The sequence below is a fragment of the Ruthenibacterium lactatiformans genome, from assembly GCF_000949455.1.
Lineage (GTDB): Bacteria > Bacillota > Clostridia > Oscillospirales > Ruminococcaceae > Ruthenibacterium > Ruthenibacterium lactatiformans.
This window is the reverse complement of record NZ_JXXK01000016.1, coordinates 19569-40100: the sequence shown is the minus strand read 5'-3', so window position 1 is coordinate 40100 and position 20532 is coordinate 19569. Positions and strand designations below refer to the sequence as shown.

Sequence of the window (20532 nt, the reverse complement as noted above, 5' to 3'; positions counted from 1 at the left end):
GGGCACAAACGCCGGAGTCCCGGCAGACGATATTTGCAATAGGAGCGAACGAACATGGAAAAGCAGAAAAAGCAGTACAAAAAAGTGGTGCTCGCCTATTCCGGCGGGCTGGATACCTCCATCATCATTCCCTGGCTGAAAGAGAATTACGGCTGCGAGGTCGTTGCCGCCGCCGGAGACGTAGGGCAGGGAACAGAGCTGGACGGGCTGGAGGCCAAGGCGCTTGCCACCGGCGCCAGCAAGCTGTATGTGATGGACCTTGTGGACGAGTTTGTGGAAGACTATATCATTCCCACGGTGCAGGCGGGGGCAAAATACGAAGGCACCTACCTGCTGGGAACCAGCTTTGCGCGCCCGCCCATTGCGAAGAAGCTGGTAGAGATCGCCAAAAAGGAAGGCGCGGACGCTATCTGCCACGGATGCACGGGCAAGGGCAACGACCAGGTACGCTTTGAGCTTGCCATAAAAGCCTTTGCACCGGACCTGGGAATCATCGCTCCCTGGCGCGAATGGGACATCAAGAGCCGCGAAGAGGAAATCGACTATGCAGAGGCGCACCATGTGCCGCTGAAGATCAACCGTGAAACGAATTATTCCAAGGATAAAAACCTGTGGCATCTTTCCCACGAGGGGTTGGACCTGGAGGACCCTGCAAACGAGCCGGATTACGCAAAACCGGGCTTTTTGGAGCTTGGCGTCGCGCCCGAGCAGGCGCCCGACACGCCCGCCTATATTACCATTCATTTTGAAAAGGGCAAGCCCACCGCGCTGGACGGCAAGGCCATGAAGACCAGCACACTGCTGAAAGAGCTGAACGCTGTGGGCGGCGCGAACGGCATCGGCATCATCGACATTGTGGAAAACCGTCTTGTGGGCATGAAAAGCCGCGGTGTGTACGAGACGCCGGGCGGCACCATCCTGTATTTTGCCCACGAGCAGCTGGAAATGCTGTGTCTGGACAAGGAGACCGCTCACTATAAGGCGCTGGTGGCGCAGAAATTTGCCGATATCGTTTACAACGGCCAGTGGTACACGCCCTTGCGCGAGGCGTTGTCCGCCTTTGTGGACAAAACGCAGGAGAATGTGACCGGTGATGTGAAGCTCAAGCTGTACAAGGGCAATATCATTCCGGCGGGAACTACATCTCCGTACAGCCTGTACAGTGAGGATCTGGCGACCTTCGGCGAAGATTCGGTATATGACCAGGCGGATTCTGCGGGCTTCATTCATCTGTTCGGCCTGCCCATTACCGTGCAGGCCAAGCTGAAGGAAAAGCTGGCGGCGGAAAAGGAGTGAGCCGAAGATGTTCAGCCATGTGATCGTAAAAACGCCGTGCACCGCAATGGTGCACGGCATTACCGGCCACCCGGAGCTGGGTGCTCCGGATTATGAAAAAGCATTGGAACAGCACAGGGCATATATTGAGACGCTCCGGCAATGCGGCGTAGATGTAACGGTACTGCCCGCAGACGAGGCATATCCGGACAGCTGCTTTGTAGAGGACGCCGCGGTGCTGACGAAATACTGCGCGGTGATCACAAATCCCGGCGCACCCAGCCGCAAGGGCGAAACGGCAGCCATTGAGCCGGCAGTGGCGGAATTTTATCCGCCCGACAAAATTTTTCATATAAAAGCACCCGGTACGCTGGAGGGCGGCGACGTGATGATGTGCGGCGATACCTTTTATGTAGGGCTCTCCGGGCGCACCAACCCTGAGGGTGTGAAGCAGCTGGCGAATATTCTGGAACCGTTCGGCTGCAAGGTGGTGGGCGTACCGCTCACCGAGGTGCTGCACCTGAAAACAGGCGTGGTTTATCTGGAAAACGGTGTGATGCTCACCGCGGGTGAGTTCTGCACAAAATCTGCATTTGAAGGATATACGAAAATAACCGTCCCGAAGGACGAGCCGTACGCAGCAAACTGCATTTGGGTGAACGGAAAGGTCATTGTGCCGGAAGGGTATCCCAAGGTATTGAAGGCGGTGCAGGCGGCGGGCTATCAAACCCTGACGTGTGATACTTCGGAATATAAGAAGATAGACGGCGGGCTCAGCTGCCTTTCGCTGCGGTTCTGACAAGGCTTTCTCCATCCCCGGCAGCAGTTACCATAGCCTGCTGCCAAGTGCATAGCAAAACGGCGCGCTGCACAGGCAGCGCGCCGTTTTGTTTGAGTGTGAAAATATTTGAAGGAGAACGGTCAGAATCAGTCTTCGCCGCCGATGATCTTGGAGATATCGGCCTTGGCGTCGTCGCGGCGCTTGCCGAGATCTTTTTCCATCTGAGCCAGTGTTTTCTTGTCCAGATTGTAGATAACACCGTAAGCAATCAACTGCAGGACAGCACTCAGCAGATATGCACCGGCTGTCAGATAGCGCATATTGGTAGCAACCTCGATGGTCTGGTTTGCACCCAAGGCAGCGTTGTAACCCAGCCATGTGGCAGCCATAAGGCCAAGAGACGGTCCAATGCCCTGCGCCAGCTTGCGGAAGAAGGAGTGCAGCGCATAGGTGGTGCCTTCGTTGCGGGTGCCGAACTTCCATTCCTCGTAGTCCATCGCGTCGGCCATCAGAGACCAGCTCACGCACTGGCCAATGCCGCCGCCAATGGCATTCAGAAGCTGGCAGACAACAAACAGCGCCAAACCCTTGCCGTCCGGAGTGATGGGCAGAATAAACATCAGGATATAGGCCAAAACGCTGACACAAGCACCGATGGTAATAGCTTCCTTCTTGCCGATTTTGCTGACGATTTTGCCAACAAAGGGGATGAACAGGAACAGGCCGACATAAGAAAGCATGCCGATGATACCGGAAATACGAGCGTTTTTAAAATAGGATTGGAACATGATTTGAAGAGCAGTTTGAGCGCCGTACATACCGATGAACAGGCCGACAGGGGCCAGCGTGGCGCCCACTGCCGCGCGGTTGCGCAGGAAGTGGCCGGTAGCCTTCAGCGGGTTGAACTTGGGCGCGTCTTCCTTCAGCGTGACCTGCGTATCCACACGCACGACGGTGTTGCGGATCATAAACTGGAAAGCGATGAAACCAAGAATGCCCATGACGAGCGCGATGATGAAAATACGCTCACCCAGCAGATTGTTACTGGCATCGTAAATCAGCATCGGCAGAATAACAGAAGCAGAAATACTGCCGACCATGGAACCCACGGAACGACCGGTGGAAAGCTTCGCACGCTCGACCGGATCAGCCGTGATCAGAGAAAGCATGGAGCCGTAAGGAACGTTGGCAACGGTGTAGAACGCATCCCACAGGATATAGCCGGCCACGAACAGAATGCACTTTACAACGTAGGGAGCGCCTGTCCAGGGCACGAAGCACAGAGCGCCGGCCACCAGCAGGCCGACAGAACCGGCCCAGATGTAGGCAAGGAATTTGTTGCGCTTGTACTGACGCTTGTCCGCGTCGACCATCGCGCCGATCACAGGGGCGTTGATCGCATCCCAAACCTGCACGAGCAGCAGAAGGGAAGCCATCAGGATGGAATCGATGCCCATGTACTGCGTCCAGAAAATGGTGAGCGTGCCTTTCAGCGCGAAGCTCATGTTACAGCCGAAGTCGCCTAAGCCGTAAGCAAGCACATCGCGAAAGCCGAATTTGCGGTAGCCCTTGGCGTCTACCGCGGCGGTTTTAGTCGCCATAGATTTACTCCTCCTTGCGGGCCGGAGCCCTGATTGATGAAAGCGTGGAATATCACGCTTGTCACTATTCACATATTAACACGGAATGAAAAACTTGAATTTGTGAATATTGTGTTAATAATTGCAAATGTTGCGTGAATAGTATTTTGGACATACATTTGTTCTAAAAAGCAAAAATAAATACTAAAAATAGTAAAAACTTTTCTCTTGACAACTGTTGAAACAAAGAAAACGCGCCTTAACGGTTTCTTAACACTGCGTTCGGCAGCCGTAAGCCTGCATTGTTTTCGGATTTTGACCGCGCTTCCCGGAGGATTGCAAAACTTGCCGCCGGCCCAAAAGGTATAACCGAAACACGGGAGTAGAATTTTTAAGCAAAAGGTTGTAGAATGAATATCAGGGCGGGCGGATATGCTGCGTCCGCAGAATGTGCAGTCCCCCATGCATCATCCGACGGGACGGGTGAGGGGAGAACTTTTATTACATTGTATAAGGGAGAGGATTATTTATGGCAAACCGCATCGTACTGAATACGGTATCCTATCACGGCAAGGGCGCGATTGGGAACATCGTCCCCGAGCTGGCGGCACGCGGCTTTCAAAAGGCTTTTGTGTGCTCTGACCCGGACCTCATTCGATTTAATGTAACCAAAAAGGTGACGGACCTGCTGGACGCAGCGGGCTTTGCCTATGAGGTATACAGCGACATCAAGCCCAATCCTACGATTGAGAACGTTCAGACAGGCGTGGCCGCGTTCCGAAAGAGCGGCGCGGACTGCATCGTAGCCATCGGCGGCGGTTCCTCCATGGACACCGCCAAAGCCATCGGGGTCATCATCGAGAATCCGGAATTTGCCGATGTGCGCAGCCTGGAGGGCGTAGCGCCCACGAAGAAGCACGCCGTGTTTACTATTGCGGTGCCGACCACCGCGGGTACTGCCGCTGAGGTGACCATCAACTACGTCATCACCGATGTGGAGAAAAAACGCAAGTTTGTGTGCGTGGATACCAACGATATCCCCGAGGTTGCGGTCATTGACCCGGATATGATGGCAAGCATGCCCAAAGGCCTGACAGCCGCCACGGGCATGGACGCGCTGACGCACGCCATCGAGGGCTACACCACAAAGGCGGCATGGGAAATGACGGACATGTTCCATCTGAAAGCCATTGAGCTGATTGCCAGGCATCTGCGCGGCGCTGTGGAAAACACAGCCGAGGGCCGCGAGGGCATGGCGCTGGCGCAGTATGTGGCGGGCATGGGTTTCTCCAACGTGGGCCTGGGCATCGTACACAGCATGGCGCACGGTCTGGGTGCGCTGTATGATACGCCTCACGGTGTTGCCAACGCGATCATCCTGCCAGTCGTCATGGAATATAACGCGCCGTACACGGGTGAAAAATACCAGGAGATTGCCCGCGCCATGGGGGTGGAAGGCGTGGACGCAATGACGCAGGAGGAATACCGCAAGGCCGCCTGCGACGCTGTGCGCAAGCTGGGACAGGATGTGGGCATTCCCGCAGACCTGAAAGCCATTGTGAAGGACGAGGACGTGCAGTTCCTTGCCGAGAGCGCCTTTGCGGATGCGTGCCGTCCGGGCAACCCACGCAATACCAGTGTGGAGGAAATTGCCGCGCTGTACCGCAGTATGATGTAAAACAGAGCCGCCGCTGCGGCTGCCGGCCCGGGGCATACGCTCCGGGCTGTTTTTTTGTCGAAACCGTAAAAGAAACGTCGTTTCTGTTTGACTTTGGGCGTGTTCCGGGATTATACTGAAAGAGTTGAAGCCCTGCGCCTTGGGAGGGGTGCGGGAGGCGTTCAAAACAAAACGGAAAGGGACAGGGTGCTATGAAGTTTTTTATCGACACAGCAAACGTGGAGGACATCAAAAAAGCCAACGATATGGGCGTTATCTGCGGCGTGACGACGAACCCCAGCCTGATTGCAAAAGAGGGGCGGGATTTCGTTGAGGTCATCCGTGAGATCGCGTCCATTGTGGACGGCCCCATCTCCGGCGAGGTAAAGGCCACCACCGAGGACGCGGCGGGCATGATCGCGGAAGGCCGTGAGATCGCGGCGATCCATCCGAACATGGTGGTGAAGATTCCCATGACGGTGGAGGGCCTGAAAGCGACCAAGGTGCTTTCCGCAGAGGGCATCAAGTGCAATGTGACGCTGATCTTCAGCGCGAACCAGGCGCTTCTGGCTGCGCGCGCGGGCGCGGCGTACGTCAGCCCGTTCCTGGGCCGTCTGGACGACATCAGCATGCCGGGCATTGATTTGGTGCGCACCATTGCGGATATGTTCGCCATGTATGACGATATCCATACGGAGATCATTGCGGCCAGTGTGCGCAACCCTGTGCATGTGACGGACTGCGCGCTGGCGGGCGCGGATATCGCCACGGTACCGTACAGTGTCATCGAGCAGATGACAAAGCATCCGCTGACGGATGCGGGCATCGCAAAATTCCGGGCCGACTACGAAAAGGTGTTCGGAAAATAATTCAAGCCATACAGGCGGGGCCGCGGCTGCGGCCCCGCCTTTTTGTTTCTGCTTGTAAAAGTTGCGCCGAAATGCAGAAAAAACGTGGCGCACAGGCGCATATCCTGCTACAATAAAGAAAATAAGTGCGGATGGGGAAAAGGGGCTGTCCGCGAAGGAGGAAGCATTTATGCTGCAGGAACTGAAAATGAAAAGTCTGAAGGGACACGCTGCGTCGATCATCATCGCGCTGGCTCTGGCGGCGGGGCTGCTGTGGGGGACGGGCTTCGGCGCATTCAAAGCCATCGGCGGCCCGAAGCCGTTGGACTCTTTGGATGTGTCCGAGCTGAAAGGGCAATACGTGGAGGCGGAGGTATACCTGATCTATGACTGGTATGCCTATACAGAGCGCACCAATACATCCACAAACCGCTCTACTGTCACAGAGAAGGAATACATTATTCCGGTAGGGGATGCGGAATATATGGGCCTTGCGGTGGACGCCGGATATATCAGCACAGCGGATGATTTGCTGGATGCATCCTATGAACTGCTGACAGGCGCCAGCCAGACGCCGGGGGAAAGCTTTACGGTGCGGGGGACCATTCTGCCAATGTCGGGAGAATCGCTGGATTTTTACCATCAGGTGGTCGGCTATGACGACTGGACGGCCGAGGAGCAGCAGATGTTCCTGCCGTTGGTGCTGAAAGCGGATTACCTGGGCAGCATGGACCAATCCGGTACCTGGCTGCTCACGGCAGGCGCGGGCGTGGCGCTGTTTGCGGCGGTCTGGATGCTGGCGGGTGCGCTGACGGGGCGGTACCAAAAACGCATCCGGGCTTACTGCAAGGCAAGCGAGAGTCCGGAAGCGATGCTGGAACAGCTGGAAACGTTCTACCAGAGCACTGAGCCTGTGAACGGAGTGCGTACAGGCCGGTGGATGATGTTCGAGACCGGAGGCAAAACGACAGTACTGGACGCTGAAAATGTGGCGTGGGCGTATATGCGCACGGTGCAGCACCGCACCAACGGCATTCCCACGGGCAAGACGCACGGCCTGGTGGTGCGCACGCGGGATAAGAAGATGTATGAGATATCCATGAAAAAGCAGGACATGGTATACGAGACGCTGGACGCAGTGCAGCGCGCGATGCCGCATGTGGTAGTGGGTTATACGGCCCGGCTGGAGCAGATTTACAATACGCGCCTGGAGGATTTTGTGCGCCTGCCTTACGACGAAGCGCTGCGCGCCGAGCTTTTCGGCACGCAGACGCCTTATGATTCCTGAAAAAAGAAAGATGTTCGGCTGTACGGCCCCTCCGGAGAGGGGCCGTATATTTTTTGCAAAATCGGTTGACAATAATACTAAATAGGTATAGTATGAATATAGACCCCCACCCCGGGGGAGAGGTTTTGAGAGAGGGAACGAGATGGTAAAACAAAAATACAACGTCACGGGCATGACATGCTCGGCGTGCAGCGCCCATGTGGAAAAGGCGGTGCGCGGCGTGCAGGGCGTGTCGGAAGTGTCGGTGAACCTGCTGACGAACAGTATGGTGGTAGAGAGCGATGCGCCGCTGGAGCAGGATGTGATCGTCAAGGCGGTGGAGCATGCAGGCTACGGCGCGTCGCCTGCAGACGGCCGGGGGGCGGGCCCCGCCGCAAAGCCGGGGGGCGCGCCCGCGCAGAACCCCATGCAGGCGCAGCTGAAAAACATGCGCATGCGCCTGTGGGTCTCGTTTGCCTTCCTGGCGCCGCTGATGTATGTTTCCATGGGCAGCATGGCCGGCCTTCCGCTGCCGGGCTTTTTGACAGGGCATGAAAACGCCGTGGGCTTTGCCCTTACACAGCTTTTGCTGACTCTGCCTGTGGTGTATGTCAACCGCAAGTATTACGAGGTGGGGTTCAAGACGCTGCTCCGGGGAAGCCCGAATATGGACAGCCTGATCGCCATCGGCTCCACTGCGGCGCTGGTATACGGCGTGTTTGCCATCTACCGCATCGGCTATGGCCTGGGCGTGGGGGACCATGCGCTGGTGTCCCAATATCACATGGATCTTTATTTCGAATCGGCGGCGATGATCCTCGCGCTCATCACGCTGGGCAAATATCTGGAGACCAGGAGCAAGGGCAAGACCAGCGAGGCGATCACCAAGCTGATGGACCTTGCGCCCAAAACAGCCGCCGTGGAGCGCGGCGGGGTGGAGACGGTGATCCCTGTGGAGGAGGTCGTCGTGGGCGACACCGTGCTGGTGCGGCCGGGCCAGAGCGTGCCCGTGGACGGCGTGATCCTTGAAGGCAACACGAGCATCGACGAGGCGGCCATCACAGGCGAGAGCATCCCCGTGGAAAAGGAGCCGGGCAGCACCGTGATCGCGGCCACCATCAATAAAGCGGGATTTTTCAAGTTCCGTGCCACCAAGGTGGGCGCGGATACCACGCTGGCCCAGATCATCCGTCTGGTAGAGGACGCAAGCTCCAGTAAGGCGCCCATTGCAAAGCTGGCGGACAAAATTTCCGGCGTGTTCGTGCCGGTGGTCATCGGCATTGCTCTGGCGGTCTCCATCGGCTGGCTTCTCGCCGGGCAGACGCCGGAATTTGCGGTCTCCATCGGTATCTCCGTGCTGGTCATTTCCTGTCCCTGTGCGCTGGGTCTGGCCACGCCCGTGGCCATCATGGTGGGCACGGGAAAAGGGGCGGAAAACGGGATCCTCATCAAATCCGGCGAGGCGTTGGAGACGGCGCACAGCATCAACGCCATCGTGCTTGACAAAACTGGTACAATAACAGAAGGAAAGCCTGCCGTTACGGACATTCTGCCCGTCGGCGCGTTGGCGGAGAATGAACTGCTTGCGCTGGCCGCCGGCCTGGAGCGGCAAAGCGAGCATCCGTTGGCACAGGCCGTGCTGGAGTGCGCCGCCCGGCGCGGCGTGCAGCCCTATGAGGTGACGGATTTCAAGGCGGTGTTCGGCAAGGGCATCGAAGGGCGGTATGCGCAGGAGCTTTATTTCGCCGGGAATGAAGCCATGCTGGCGGAGCGCGGTATGGCGCTGCCTGCCCCTGTGAAGCAGAAGCTGGACGCGCTGGCCGGCGAAGGGAAGACCCCGCTGCTGTTCTGCGGCGAAAAGACGGTGCTTGGCGTTATCGCCGTAGCGGACACCGTCAAGCCTTCCAGCGCCGCAGCCATTGCGGACTTAAAGCGTATGGGCATTGATGTGACGATGCTGACGGGCGACAACCGGCGCACTGCGGAGGCCATCCGCCGTCAGTTGGACATCCCCCATGTCATTGCCGAGGTGCTGCCGCAGGAAAAGGAGCAGCATGTAGCAGCTCTGCAGCAGCAGGGGAAAACCGTCGCTATGGTGGGAGACGGCATCAACGACGCGCCGGCGCTGGCCCGCGCGGATGTGGGGATCGCCATCGGCGCGGGCACGGACGTTGCCATCGAAAGCGCCGATGTGGTGCTGATGAAAAGCGACCTTGCCGACGCGGTCACGGCCATCCGGCTGTCCAAGGCCGTTATCCGCAACATCAAGGAGAACCTGTTCTGGGCTTTCTTTTACAACACGGTGGGCATCCCCGTCGCGGCGGGGCTTTTGTACCTGCCGTTCCATCTGCGGCTGAACCCGATGATCGGCGCCGCGGCCATGAGCCTTTCCAGCGTGTGCGTCGTAATGAATGCACTGCGGCTCAAGCGTTTCAAAGCCCATCCGGCGCATGCCGCCGCGGAGCAGGGGGCGCCCCTTTCGCCCATGTCCGCCCAGCCGCGCGCCGAACGGATAGAATTGCCTCAAAATGAGAATATCAACAAAAACGACAGGGAGGAAAAACAAATGAAGACCATTACACTGATTATCGAAGGGATGATGTGCCAGAACTGCCGCAGCCATGTGGACAAGGCGCTGAACGGGATTTCGGGCGTTGCCGCGAATGTAAGCCTGGAAGAGAAAAAGGCCGTATGTACTGTGGAGGACGGCGTGAGCGCCGATACGCTGAAGGCCGCCGTGGAAGATGCGGGCTACACCGTCATTTCGGTGGAATAAGCCGTGCGGGCGGATAAGCAGACGGTCACGCGGCTGCTGAAAACGGCGCGCGGCCAGTTGGACGGCATCCTTGCCATGGTGGAGAACGACCGTTACTGCGTGGACATTTCCAATCAGGTGATGGCCACCCAGTCCATCCTCACCAAGGCGAACAAAGAGATTTTAAAAGCGCATATCGGCGGCTGCGTGCAGGAGGCGTTTGAAAGCGGAGATCCGGCCCTGCAGGCGGAGAAGATGGACGAAGTGCTTGCGCTTGTCGATAAGCTGGGGCGCTGACGGATGCGGGGAGAAGAAGCAAAAGCCGCCGCGGCGCGGGCGTGGCGGAGCGACAAAAAGCTGTATCTCGCACTGGGAGCGGTGGGCGCGTTTCTGCTGGCGCTGCGCCTTGTAATGCGCAGCCGCGCCGCATCGGACTTCATCGTACACAAGATCGTACAGCCATACCACCGGGCAGTGGGATGGCTGTGCGGTTTTGTGCCCTTTTCTGTGGCCGAGCTGTGCTGGGCCGTGCTGGTTTTGTTCTGCATCTGGTATGTGGGCCGCACAGTGTGGCTGCTGGCACGTGGGCGCGGACGGCGGCTGGCAGTGCTGTGGAGGCGTGCGCTGGGCGGCGTGCTGGTGGCACTGAGCGTTTACACGGGCTTTACGCTGCTGTGGGGCCTTACTTATTACGCGGAAACGTTTGAAGAACAGGCAGGCGTAACGGCCCGGCCCGTAACAGTGGACGAGCTTGAGGCCACAACGCGCCTGTTTATGGAAAAGCTGAATGCGGCGGCGCCGTTGGCACCTCACGCCGCGCCGGGCGTGCTCTCCGGCGATACACAGGCTATTTTTGACGCATCCGGCACATTGTACGACGCATTGGAGCAGCAGTACCCGTTTTTGTCTGTTTCCGCCGTCAGCCCCAAGCCCATGCTGTTTTCCCGGGTGCTGAGCGCGCTGAATTTTACAGGTTTTTTCTTCCCGTTCACCGGGGAGGCGAATTTGAATGTAGATTCGCCCGAATGCCTGCTGCCTGCGACCATTGCGCATGAATTGGCGCATGTGCGCGGCGTCGCACCCGAACAGACGGCCAATTTTGTGGCCATCCTCGCGTGCGACACCAGCGGCGACCCGCTGTATGCGTATTCGGGTTATCTGTTGGGGTATATCCACCTCTCCAACGCGCTGTACGGTGCGTCTTATGAAAAATGGCTGGAGATCGCGCAGCAGGTATGCCAGACGGCGAACGAGGATATTCTCGCAAACAACGCCTATTGGCAGCAGTTCGAGTCTCCGGTGTCCAAGGCGGCAGACAGCGCTTATTCGGGATTTCTGCAAAGCTACGACCAGGAGCTCGGCTCCAAAAGCTACGGCGCGGTGGTGGACCTGTTGGTGGCCTATTACGGCGGTATGTAAAAGTTTGCCGCCGGCGGTTGACAGCTTCTGCGGCGGCTGTTATGATAGTAAACATACCGATGGTATGTATGAAAGGGGCGGGCGCCATGGCGCGCAACAAATACCCGGAGGAGACCGTGGCGCGTATTTTAGATGTGTCGCTGAAGCTGTTTTTGGAAAAGGGATATGAAAACACCACCATCCAGGACATCATCGATGCGCTTGGAAATCTGTCCAAAGGAGCCATTTATCACCATTTCAAGTCTAAGGAGGACATTCTGGAGGCAGTGTGCGACCAGAGGCTGTTTGCCGGGGTAGAGGCTTTGATGAACGAGGTGGTCACGGATAAGCGCCTGAATGGGCGGGAAAAACTTACCCGTATGTTTACGGCGTCGCTCCAGAACACGGAGCAGGGTAAGTTTTTTTCCGCAGCGCCGGACATGACTCACACGCCCCGTCTGATGATGCTGCAGCTAGACAGCCAGATCCGTGAGGTGGGCCCGAATTACTTGGAACCGGTTCTGCGGGAGGGAAACGCGGACGGAAGCCTGCATGTGGAGCATGTGAGGGAAGCGTCCGATCTGCTGCTGCTCATCACAAACCAGTACTTGAATCCGTTGCTGTATCCCATGACGCCCGAGGAAGCGCGGGAGCGCTGTAGTTTTGTAAGGCAGCTTCTTGCAGGCGTAGGGCTGGATGTCTTTGACGGCGAAATGCTGGAGAACTTTTTTGTCTTCAGCGCACACGCGGCCAAAAAGCAGCGGGAAAGCGAAGCTCCTGGGCAAAAGCGCCGGGGGATGTAGACGACGGCGGTGCAAATGCGAAAAGGCGGGCGGACGTTTGTTAGGTCTCGCCGCACAGGAAGGGCCGCGCCGTGCAGGCACAGTTGTCCGAAGCTGCTCTTGGAATCATCTGCACGCGAATACGGCGCGCATGAGTGTTTATGCCAGAAGAATTCGGCCTTCAAAAATAACCTGTCCGAAAGGGCAGTTTATTTTTAGAGATATACATACCAACCGTCGGTATTAATAAGCGGCGCGACGCTCCGCCGCACCACATAACAGAAAGGAAATACCCATGCAAAAAACAAAACGCTTCGGTAAGGACTTCATTCTCGTCATCATCGGCCAGATCATCTCTCTGTTCGGCAACGCGGTGCTGCGTTTTGCACTGCCGCTGTATTTGTTTGATCAGACCGGTTCGCCCACGCTGCTGGGGCTTGTTTCCGCCGGCAGCTTTCTGCCCATGGTGGTGCTTTCGCCCGTGGGCGGTATCGTTGCAGACAGAGTGAACAAACGCAACATCATGGTCGTGCTGGATTTTTCCGCTGCCGCGCTCATCGCGTTGTTTGCGCTGGCGTTGGGCAGGATGCCTCTGGTGCCGCTGCTGATGGCTGTTCTGCTTCTGCTGTACGGCATTCAGGGCGCATACCAGCCTGCGGTACAGGCCAGCATTCCGCTTTTGGCTGCGCCGGAGCAGCTGATGCCTGCGAATGCGGCTGTGAATATGGTGAGCTCGCTGGCAAGCCTGGTTGGCCCGGTACTGGGAGGTGTGCTCTACAGCTGGAACGGCTTGCGGCCGATTTTATATGTAAGCTGTGCATGCTTTGTGTTTTCCGCTGTGATGGAAACATTCATCCGCATCCCGCACGCTTCCCGTGGGGATGGCGGCAGCATCTGGCGCGTCGCGCAGAAGGATATGGCACGGAGCCTGCGGTATATTTTCCGGGAAAAGCCTGTTGTGGGACGCATCATTTTGCTGGTGTGCGCATTCAATCTGTTCATGAGTTCCATGCTCATCATAGGCCTGCCTGTGATTTTGCGCCAGACGCTGGCTGTGGATACGCTGCGCTATGGTCTTTCACAGGGCGCCCTTGCGGCGGGAGGGCTTGCGGGCGGGATTCTGGCAGGGGTGCTGGGGGAGCGGCTGGACATCCGGCGTGCTCATTTCCTGCTGCTTGGCTGCGCACTGGGCATCCTGCCCATGGGCCTTTCGCTGGCATTGGCGCCCGCGTCTGCCGGCTATGTTGTTGTTGCGGTATGCAGCTTCATGCTGATGGTTCTCTCCACATTGTTCAGCGTGCAGATGATGGCCTTTGTGCAGAGCCAAACGCCCGGCGAACTGGTGGGCAAGGTGATCTCCTGCCTGCTGGCGCTGTCCATGTGCGCGCAGCCCATAGGCCAAGCCATGTACGGCGTGCTGTTCGAACAATGCCCGGCATGGCTCGTCGTATGCGGTGCCTCCGGCGTGTCGGCGCTCGTTGCCCTGGCGTCTCGTGCTGCGTTCCGCAGCCTGCGCTGACGTATACTGCGGGCCTGGGTGACAGGCCGCCGACACTGTGCTATAATGCCTATAAAGACTTTCATATAAGAGCGGAGCGTTTGTTGGGAAAGAGAGTGAAAGAGACATGATATATGAATTGCTGCTGGAAAATTTTATGTACCCCAATATAGCTGCAAACCTACCGCGTGCTTTTCCGAGATATAAGCTGAGCGATGAAGACTATACACTGAAACTTTTTATCAATGAGGCAAAAGAAATAACGATACTCGGGCATATAGATAATAATTTTCTTATGTGGCTTTCTAAAGGAACGCTCTCATACATTAAATTGTCCAGTACTCTGGAGTTTTTACTTCATAAACGCTTGCCACATGTCGTTTCGCAGTATGAATTAGAAAAATGCGGATATCCGAATCAAGGCGCATGGATACTGTTCAGCGCAAAGTATTTTATAAAGCGAGCCGATGACGGTTGGCGGATCGAAACTGGGACAGGCTGGATAACCAGTAGGGGGCTTACTCCGGGCCACGAGTTATCTGGTGTTTTTTCAAATGGGCTGGCTTTGGCGGATGTGATTATAAGAGATTACAAAAGATATTATGACGCACATCCGCCGAAGAGGGAGCCGACATATACACAGGAACTTTTGGCGGAACTAAAAAGCTTGCGGGAACAGCTTCAGAAAAAAAGCGCTTCGACAGACGCCGAGTTTGAGCTGCAAAAAAGATATATATCCTTGCTGGAAAGAAACTGTCTGCTAGAGGACAATTCTGTGCGCGAAGAATTTTTTTGGATCCACGAATATTTTATGCATGATTATTATACGCTTATGGGAAAGCTGCACGGTGACCGATTCGCGGGTGAATGAAACAAATCGAGTGTTCGGCATAGAAAAGGCCTCGCCCTGATGAACGGTCACATGCCGTTTATCAGAGCGAGGCCTTTATCATGACTTATATACGCGTGAAATATGCTGCATCACGGCGCGTCTGCGCCGGGTTCCTGTGCCGCCTCCGCCGCCTTTTCTGCAAAAAACTTGTCCCGTTCGCGGAAATAGCACTGGGGACACAGCGATTCGTACTGCACATTGTTTTCCATGTCAATGGCCACCTGTGCGCCTTCAAACACAAATTTTCCATTTACCTTGCGGCCGTTGAACATTGCCTTGCGCCCGCACTGGCAGATGGTTTTCATCTCTTCGATGTTGTGGGCAAGCTCCAGCAGACGGGTGGAACCGGGAAAACCCTGCAGGGAAAAATCCGCCCGCAGGCCGTAGCAGATGACCGGCACGTTCAGCGCTACAGTCACCATGAAAAGCTGTTCGGCCTGCCATGACGTGAAAAACTGGCTTTCGTCCGTCAGAACGCAGGCAAGAGGCCCGTTTTTTGCAATATCCGCGCGCACCAGCGCCAACGGGTCCATATCCGGCCGCACCGCGATGTCAACACGCCGCTCCACACCCAGGCGGGACATCAGCTTTTCGCCGCCTTTGGTATCTATGGAGGGCTTCATGATAAGCACGCGCATGCCGCGCTCTTCGTAGTTGTAGGCTACCTGCATCAGCGCGGTGCTCTTGCCGCTGTTCATGGCGCCGTATCGGAAATATAGCTTTGCCATTTGGTAAGACCGTCCCTATCCTGTCGTTTTAATCGTTGCGCACACGGTAGCCCAGGCTCATCAGGCTGTCACCCAGGTGGACGTTCTCCACCGTGATACCCTCGTAGTCCACCGAGAGGTCGTAGTGGCTGAAGTTCCAGTAGCCCTTTACACCGGCCTCCACCAGCGTGGGGGCTACGGCCTTCGCGCCCGCGCGCGGGATGCAAAGCACCGCTACGTCCGGGTGGTGTGCGGCGCAGAAAGCGGCCAGTTCGGCCACGTCCTGCACCATCACGCCGCACTGCAGCTCCCGGCCGATCTCGTCCGGGCTTTTGTCGAATGCGGCCATCAGGTGATAGCCCCGGGCCTCGGCGGAAAGATAGCCGGATATGGCGCGGCCCAGACGGCCTGTACCGATGAGCACTGCGTTGAGATTCTTTTCACTGAACAGCAGCTTGGATATCTCGCTGAGCAGCACATCCACATGGTAGCCGATGCCCTGTTGGCCGAAACCGCCGAAGCAGTTGAAATCCTGCCGGACCTGTGAGGCTGTGGTGCCCATCATTCGGGCAAGCTCACTGGAAGACACCTTCACGATGCCGTTGTTGTGCATGTCCGAAATATAGCGGTAGTATTTCGGCAGCCGCTTGATGACGGGAAGGGAGACTTTATTCTGGTTTTGCGCCGCCATTGTCTTCACCAACTTCTTTTCGTCTAAATTAAAGGGTCTCGATGGTGCGCATCACGTAATCGCCGAACTCGGTGCAGGTGCAGCCGGTGTCGCGGCCCGTGACGGTGAGCGCCTTTTCCGTGAACATGCATTTGTCCAGCGCGGCGGTGAGTTTGTCCGCCTGGGCCTGGTAGCCGATGTGGGACAGCAGCATCACGCTGGCGCGCAGCATGCTGCACGGGTCCGCATACTGGGCGCGTCCCTCCTTCACCATGCGCGGCGCCGAGCCGTGAATGGCCTCAAACATGGCGTAGCGCTTGCCGATGTTGCCGCTGCCCGCCGTGCCTACGCCGCCCTGGAATTCGGCCGCTTCGTCAGTGATGATGTCGCCGTACAGGTTGGGCAGCACGAACACCTGAAAATCGGTGCGGCGCTTTTTGTCCACCAGCTTGGCCGTCATGATGTCGATATACCAGTCGTCCGTGGTGATTTCAGGGTATTTTTCCCCCACGGCCTGGCAGAGCTTCAAAAACTTGCCGTCCGTGGCCTTGATGATGTTGGCTTTGGTAACGATGGACACGCGGGTTTTGTGGTTTTTCCTGGCAAAATCATACGCAAGCTCTGCAATGCGCTGCGTGCCGTCAGTGGTAGTGATGGTGAAATCCACAGAGATGCCGTCCTCGGTCTCGAAGCCGCAGCTGCCCAGGGTGTACGCGCCCTCAGTGTTCTCACGGAAGAACGTCCAGTCGATGCCTTCCTCGGGCACCTTCACGGGCCGTACGTTGGCGAACAGATCCAGCTCCTTGCGCATGGCAACGTTGGCGCTTTCGATGTTGGGCCATTCGTCGCCTGCGCGGGGGGTGGTGGTAGGCCCTTTCAGGATGACGTGGCAGGCCTTCAGTTCGGCCAGCACGTCGTCGGGGATGGCTTTCATGTGGGCGGCGCGGTTCTCGATGGTCAGGCCGTCGATCTCTTTGAACGTCACCTTGCCCTTTTCTACCTCGTCCTTTAAAAGGAAGCGCAGCACGCGCTCGGCCTCATGCGTAATGGTCGGGCCGATGCCGTCGCCGCCGCATACGCCGATGACGATCTGCGGCAGTGCCGCGTAATCCACAAAATCTCCCTGTGCCCGCATGGCGGCCACCCGTTTTTTCTGCGCCTCGATCAGCGCGCCGAATTTTTCTTTTGCAGCAGTGATGTTTTCCAATTTGCGTGCCTCCGTTGTCGTTTATTTTTTGCCGCCGCGCATGCCGCGAAAGGCGGTGCGGCGCGGAAATGCCGGTGTTTACCGGTTTTTTTCGCGGGTGTAGTTCAAAAGGCCTCCCGCGCGGATGATTTGCGCCTGGCGCGCGCTGATGTCGCAGCGCAGGGGGATGACGCAGCCCGTGGTCTTGTTCGTCAGCGTTACCGCGCCGTTTTCGATGCCCGCGATCACGCCGGAAAGCTCCAGCGTGTCTCCCAGGGAGATCTTTTCATAATCTGCGGCATTCTCGAATTCCAGCGGCAGGATGCCCGCGTTCACCAGGTTCGCCTTATGGATGCGCGCAAAGCTGACGGTGACGACCGCGCGGATGCCCAGATACAGCGGCACCAGCGCCGCGTGCTCACGGCTGGAGCCCTGGCCATAGTTGGCGCCTCCCACGATAAAGCCGCCCTCTGCCGCCATGGCGCGCGCGGGGAATTCGGGGTCGCACACTTCAAAGCAGTAGTTTGCCAGATGCGGGATATTGCTGCGGTAAGGCAGGATCTTGCTGCCGGCGGGCATGATATGGTCCGTGGTGATATTGTCGCCCACCTTCAGCAGGCAGGGCAGCTCCATTGTGTCTGTCAGAGGCTGCGCCACGGGCAGGGGCTTGATATTCGGCCCGCGCAGCACCTCGACGCTTTCATATTCGTCCTCAGAGGCGGGCAGATCCACCATGTTGTCGTTGATGGGAAAGGCCTCCGGCATGGCGACGGGCGCGGCCGCAGGCACGGAGGTGGGGTCGGTGATATACCCCGTCAGGCAGCTCACAGCCGCCGTTTCAGGGCTTACAAGGTATACGCCGGCGTCCCGCGTTCCGCTGCGGCCCTCGAAGTTGCGGTTGAACGTGCGCAGGGAAACGCCCGCGGAGTTGGGGCTTTGGCCCATGCCGATGCAGGGGCCGCAGGCGCTTTCCAGAATGCGCGCGCCCGCGTCCAGCAGGGCGGTGAGCGCACCGTTCGCGCTCAGCATTGCCAGCACCTGGCGGCTGCCCGGCGCAATGGCAAGGCTCACTTCGGGAGATACCGTTTTGCCCTTCAGGATCTCGGCCACGGTCATCAGATCCGCATAGCTGGAGTTGGTGCAGCTGCCGATGCACACCTGGTCTACCTTCGTCATGGAAAGGCTGCGCACGGGCTTCACATTGTCCGGGCTGTGCGGGCACGCGGCCAGAGGCTCCAGCGCGGAAAGGTCGATCTCAATGACCTCGTCGTACACGGCGTCCGCGTCGGCGGCCAGCGGCATATAATCCTCTTCGCGCCCCTGCGCCTTCAGAAAGGCATGGGTGACTTCGTCGCTTGGAAAAATGGAGGTTGTAGCGCCCAACTCCGCGCCCATATTGGTGATGGTGGCGCGCTGGGGCACCGTCAGGTTTTTTACGCCCTCGCCGCCGTATTCCACGATTTTGCCCACACCGCCCTTTACGCTCATCACACGCAGCACCTCAAGGATGACGTCCTTGGCGCTCACCATGGGGCGCAGCGCGCCGGAAAGCTTTACCAGCGTCGCTTTTGGATAGGGGATATAATACGCGCCGCCGCCCATGGCCACGGCCACGTCCAGACCGCCCGCACCCATGGCAAGGCTACCGATGCCGCCCGCCGTAGGCGTGTGGCTGTCGGAGCCGATGAGCGTTTTGCCGGGTTTGGCGAAGCGTTCCAGATGCACCTGATGGCAGATGCCGTTGCCCGGGCGGGAGTAGCGCACGCCGATCTTTTTGGCGATGGTGCGGATGAAACGGTGGTCGTCGGCGTTCATAAAGCCGCTTTGCAGCGTGTTGTGGTCGATATAAGCGACGGAAAGCTCCGTGCGCACACGGGGGATCCCCATGGCCTCATATTCCAGATATGCCATGGTGCCCGTGGCGTCCTGTGTGAGTGTCTGGTCGATGCGCAGGCCCACCTCGCAGCCCGGCTCCATTTTGCCGTCAACGAGGTGTGCGGCGATGATCTTCTGTGCGATGGTCTGTCCCATTCCAAAACCCCTCTCCAGTTTTCCTGCGCTGCCGCCCGCCGCGCGGGCGCATATGCACAGTATGGTTATATACTTATTTATAATACCTGTTTGATAAGTTATTGTCAATGAAACGGCTGTGAAAAACGGGTGCGCCGCACCGTGTAAGGCAAAAATAAAATGCATTACTATTTTTGCGCGGAAAGGCGATAAAACACGGCGCGGCAGGGAAACATAAGGGAAAAAGCGAAAGGCGGGAGACCATGAACAGCGATACGAAAACAAAAGCGCAGCCGCAGGACAGCGAGGAAACAGAGGCGGAAACCGACAAAGCACGCTTTGAAAAGGATTATATACTGGAGACAGGCTCTGTGCTGCGCACAAAGGGAAGGCATGCCATCCATTGCCTGACGGTCATCGGGCAGATCGAGGGACATTCCATCGCGCCTCAGACGCAAAAGACCACCAAGTACGAGCATGTCATTCCACAGCTCGTTTCCATTGAAGAAGACCCGGAAGTGGAGGGGCTGCTCGTCATCCTGAACACGGTGGGCGGCGATGTGGAGGCGGGCCTGGCGCTGGCGGAGCTCATCAGCGGCATCACGAAGCCCAGCGCCACGCTGGTGCTGGGCGGCGGGCATTCCATCGGCATTCCGCTTGCTGTATCGGCACGGCGCAGCTTCATCGTGCCCACGGCCACCATGACGGTGCACCCGGTGCGTCACTCGGGCCTGGTGCTGGGGGTGCCCCAGACCATGCGCTATTTCGAGCAGATGCAGCAGCGCATTACGGGCTTTGTGGCGGGCCATTCCCATATCAGCGAGACGCGTTTCACCGAATTGATGATGCACACGGGTGAGCTGGTGATGGACATGGGCAGCGTGGTGGATGGAGAAACAGCTGTGGCGGAAGGCCTCATCGATGAGCTGGGCGGTTTGGGCGACGCGCTGCATTATTTGTACCGCGCCATCGAAGCCCCGCGCGACGGCGCGCCGGAGCAGCGGAAAGCCGGAGGAAAGCCGCGCCGTGCGCCGCGCGCGCACAGTGCCGGGAAATGATGCCAAGACCCGTGCGGGCCTGCCGCAAGGGCGTGCAAAAGCATGCAGCCGCAACGGTTCCAACTGTACAAGCGGAGCGTTTGGTGGTACAATGTACAAGTATCAGTGTGCAAAAATGCGCAAAAGCCATGCGTGCGGCGCATGAAAAAATCCATCCGGCGGGGCGTT

17 protein-coding genes are annotated in these 20532 nt (G+C 57.7%); 12 read left to right on the top strand and 5 right to left on the bottom strand.

Going from position 1 to position 20532, the window contains the following annotated elements; genetic code table 11:
* Positions 1 to 54: 54 nt before the first annotated feature.
* Together TQ39_RS11560 and TQ39_RS11555 are read left to right on the top strand one after the other, a co-directional pair.
* Complete coding sequence (locus TQ39_RS11560; protein WP_050005630.1) at positions 55 to 1296, top strand: argininosuccinate synthase; 1242 nt, start codon at positions 55 to 57, stop codon at positions 1294 to 1296.
* 7 nt (positions 1297 to 1303) lie between these two features.
* The gene (locus TQ39_RS11555; RefSeq protein WP_050005629.1) at positions 1304 to 2074 is read left to right on the top strand and encodes a dimethylarginine dimethylaminohydrolase family protein; all 771 of its coding nucleotides are present in this window, start codon (positions 1304 to 1306) and stop codon (positions 2072 to 2074) included.
* A gap of 128 nt (positions 2075 to 2202) precedes the next feature.
* On the opposite strand, the gene TQ39_RS11550 is transcribed toward TQ39_RS11555, so the two are convergent.
* Positions 2203 to 3657, bottom strand: coding sequence for an MFS transporter (locus TQ39_RS11550; RefSeq protein ID WP_050005628.1), 1455 nt, complete (start codon positions 3655 to 3657; stop codon positions 2203 to 2205).
* 508 nt (positions 3658 to 4165) lie between these two features.
* Here TQ39_RS11550 and fucO point away from each other — a divergent pair.
* From fucO to TQ39_RS11505, 9 genes are all read left to right on the top strand, one after another.
* Positions 4166 to 5314, top strand: a complete 1149-nt coding sequence (fucO, locus tag TQ39_RS11545) for a lactaldehyde reductase (protein WP_050005627.1) — start codon at positions 4166 to 4168, stop codon at positions 5312 to 5314.
* A 191-nt stretch (positions 5315 to 5505) separates the two neighbouring features.
* Positions 5506 to 6162 (top strand): fructose-6-phosphate aldolase, encoded by a 657-nt coding sequence (fsa, locus tag TQ39_RS11540; RefSeq protein WP_050005626.1) that lies wholly within the window; start codon positions 5506 to 5508, stop codon positions 6160 to 6162.
* 169 nt (positions 6163 to 6331) lie between these two features.
* Positions 6332 to 7429 (top strand): DUF6709 family protein, encoded by a 1098-nt coding sequence (locus tag TQ39_RS11535; protein ID WP_050005625.1) that lies wholly within the window; start codon positions 6332 to 6334, stop codon positions 7427 to 7429.
* Between the two features lie 142 nt (positions 7430 to 7571).
* Positions 7572 to 10184, top strand: a complete 2613-nt coding sequence (locus TQ39_RS11530) for a heavy metal translocating P-type ATPase (RefSeq protein ID WP_050005624.1) — start codon at positions 7572 to 7574, stop codon at positions 10182 to 10184.
* Between the two features lie 3 nt (positions 10185 to 10187).
* A complete protein-coding gene (locus TQ39_RS11525) occupies positions 10188 to 10460 on the top strand; it encodes a metal-sensing transcriptional repressor (protein WP_009325409.1) in 273 nt (90 codons plus the stop codon).
* 3 nt (positions 10461 to 10463) lie between these two features.
* Positions 10464 to 11582 (top strand): DUF3810 domain-containing protein, encoded by a 1119-nt coding sequence (locus TQ39_RS11520; RefSeq protein ID WP_009325410.1) that lies wholly within the window; start codon positions 10464 to 10466, stop codon positions 11580 to 11582.
* An 86-nt stretch (positions 11583 to 11668) separates the two neighbouring features.
* The gene (locus tag TQ39_RS11515) at positions 11669 to 12364 is read left to right on the top strand and encodes a TetR/AcrR family transcriptional regulator (protein WP_050005623.1); all 696 of its coding nucleotides are present in this window, start codon (positions 11669 to 11671) and stop codon (positions 12362 to 12364) included.
* Positions 12365 to 12638: 274 nt separating this feature from the next.
* Positions 12639 to 13862 (top strand): MFS transporter, encoded by a 1224-nt coding sequence (locus TQ39_RS11510; RefSeq protein ID WP_050005622.1) that lies wholly within the window; start codon positions 12639 to 12641, stop codon positions 13860 to 13862.
* Positions 13863 to 13968: 106 nt separating this feature from the next.
* On the top strand, positions 13969 to 14712 hold the full coding sequence (locus tag TQ39_RS11505) for a hypothetical protein (protein WP_050005621.1): 744 nt from the start codon (positions 13969 to 13971) through the stop codon (positions 14710 to 14712).
* A gap of 110 nt (positions 14713 to 14822) precedes the next feature.
* Here TQ39_RS11505 and TQ39_RS11500 read toward each other — a convergent pair whose 3' ends face one another.
* From TQ39_RS11500 to TQ39_RS11485, 4 genes are all read right to left on the bottom strand, one after another.
* Complete coding sequence (locus TQ39_RS11500) at positions 14823 to 15461, bottom strand: thymidine kinase (protein ID WP_009325411.1); 639 nt, start codon at positions 15459 to 15461, stop codon at positions 14823 to 14825.
* A gap of 28 nt (positions 15462 to 15489) precedes the next feature.
* The gene (locus TQ39_RS11495; RefSeq protein ID WP_009325412.1) at positions 15490 to 16131 is read right to left on the bottom strand and encodes a redox-sensing transcriptional repressor Rex; all 642 of its coding nucleotides are present in this window, start codon (positions 16129 to 16131) and stop codon (positions 15490 to 15492) included.
* 28 nt (positions 16132 to 16159) lie between these two features.
* The gene (locus TQ39_RS11490; protein ID WP_050005620.1) at positions 16160 to 17317 is read right to left on the bottom strand and encodes an isocitrate/isopropylmalate family dehydrogenase; all 1158 of its coding nucleotides are present in this window, start codon (positions 17315 to 17317) and stop codon (positions 16160 to 16162) included.
* Between the two features lie 78 nt (positions 17318 to 17395).
* Positions 17396 to 19327, bottom strand: a complete 1932-nt coding sequence (locus tag TQ39_RS11485; RefSeq protein WP_009325414.1) for an aconitate hydratase — start codon at positions 19325 to 19327, stop codon at positions 17396 to 17398.
* A gap of 242 nt (positions 19328 to 19569) precedes the next feature.
* Between TQ39_RS11485 and TQ39_RS11480 the strand changes: the two genes are divergently transcribed.
* Positions 19570 to 20364 carry a ClpP family protease gene (locus TQ39_RS11480; RefSeq protein WP_050005619.1) on the top strand — a complete coding sequence of 265 codons (795 nt, stop codon included), beginning with the start codon at positions 19570 to 19572 and terminating at the stop codon, positions 20362 to 20364.
* Positions 20365 to 20532 lie beyond the last annotated feature (168 nt).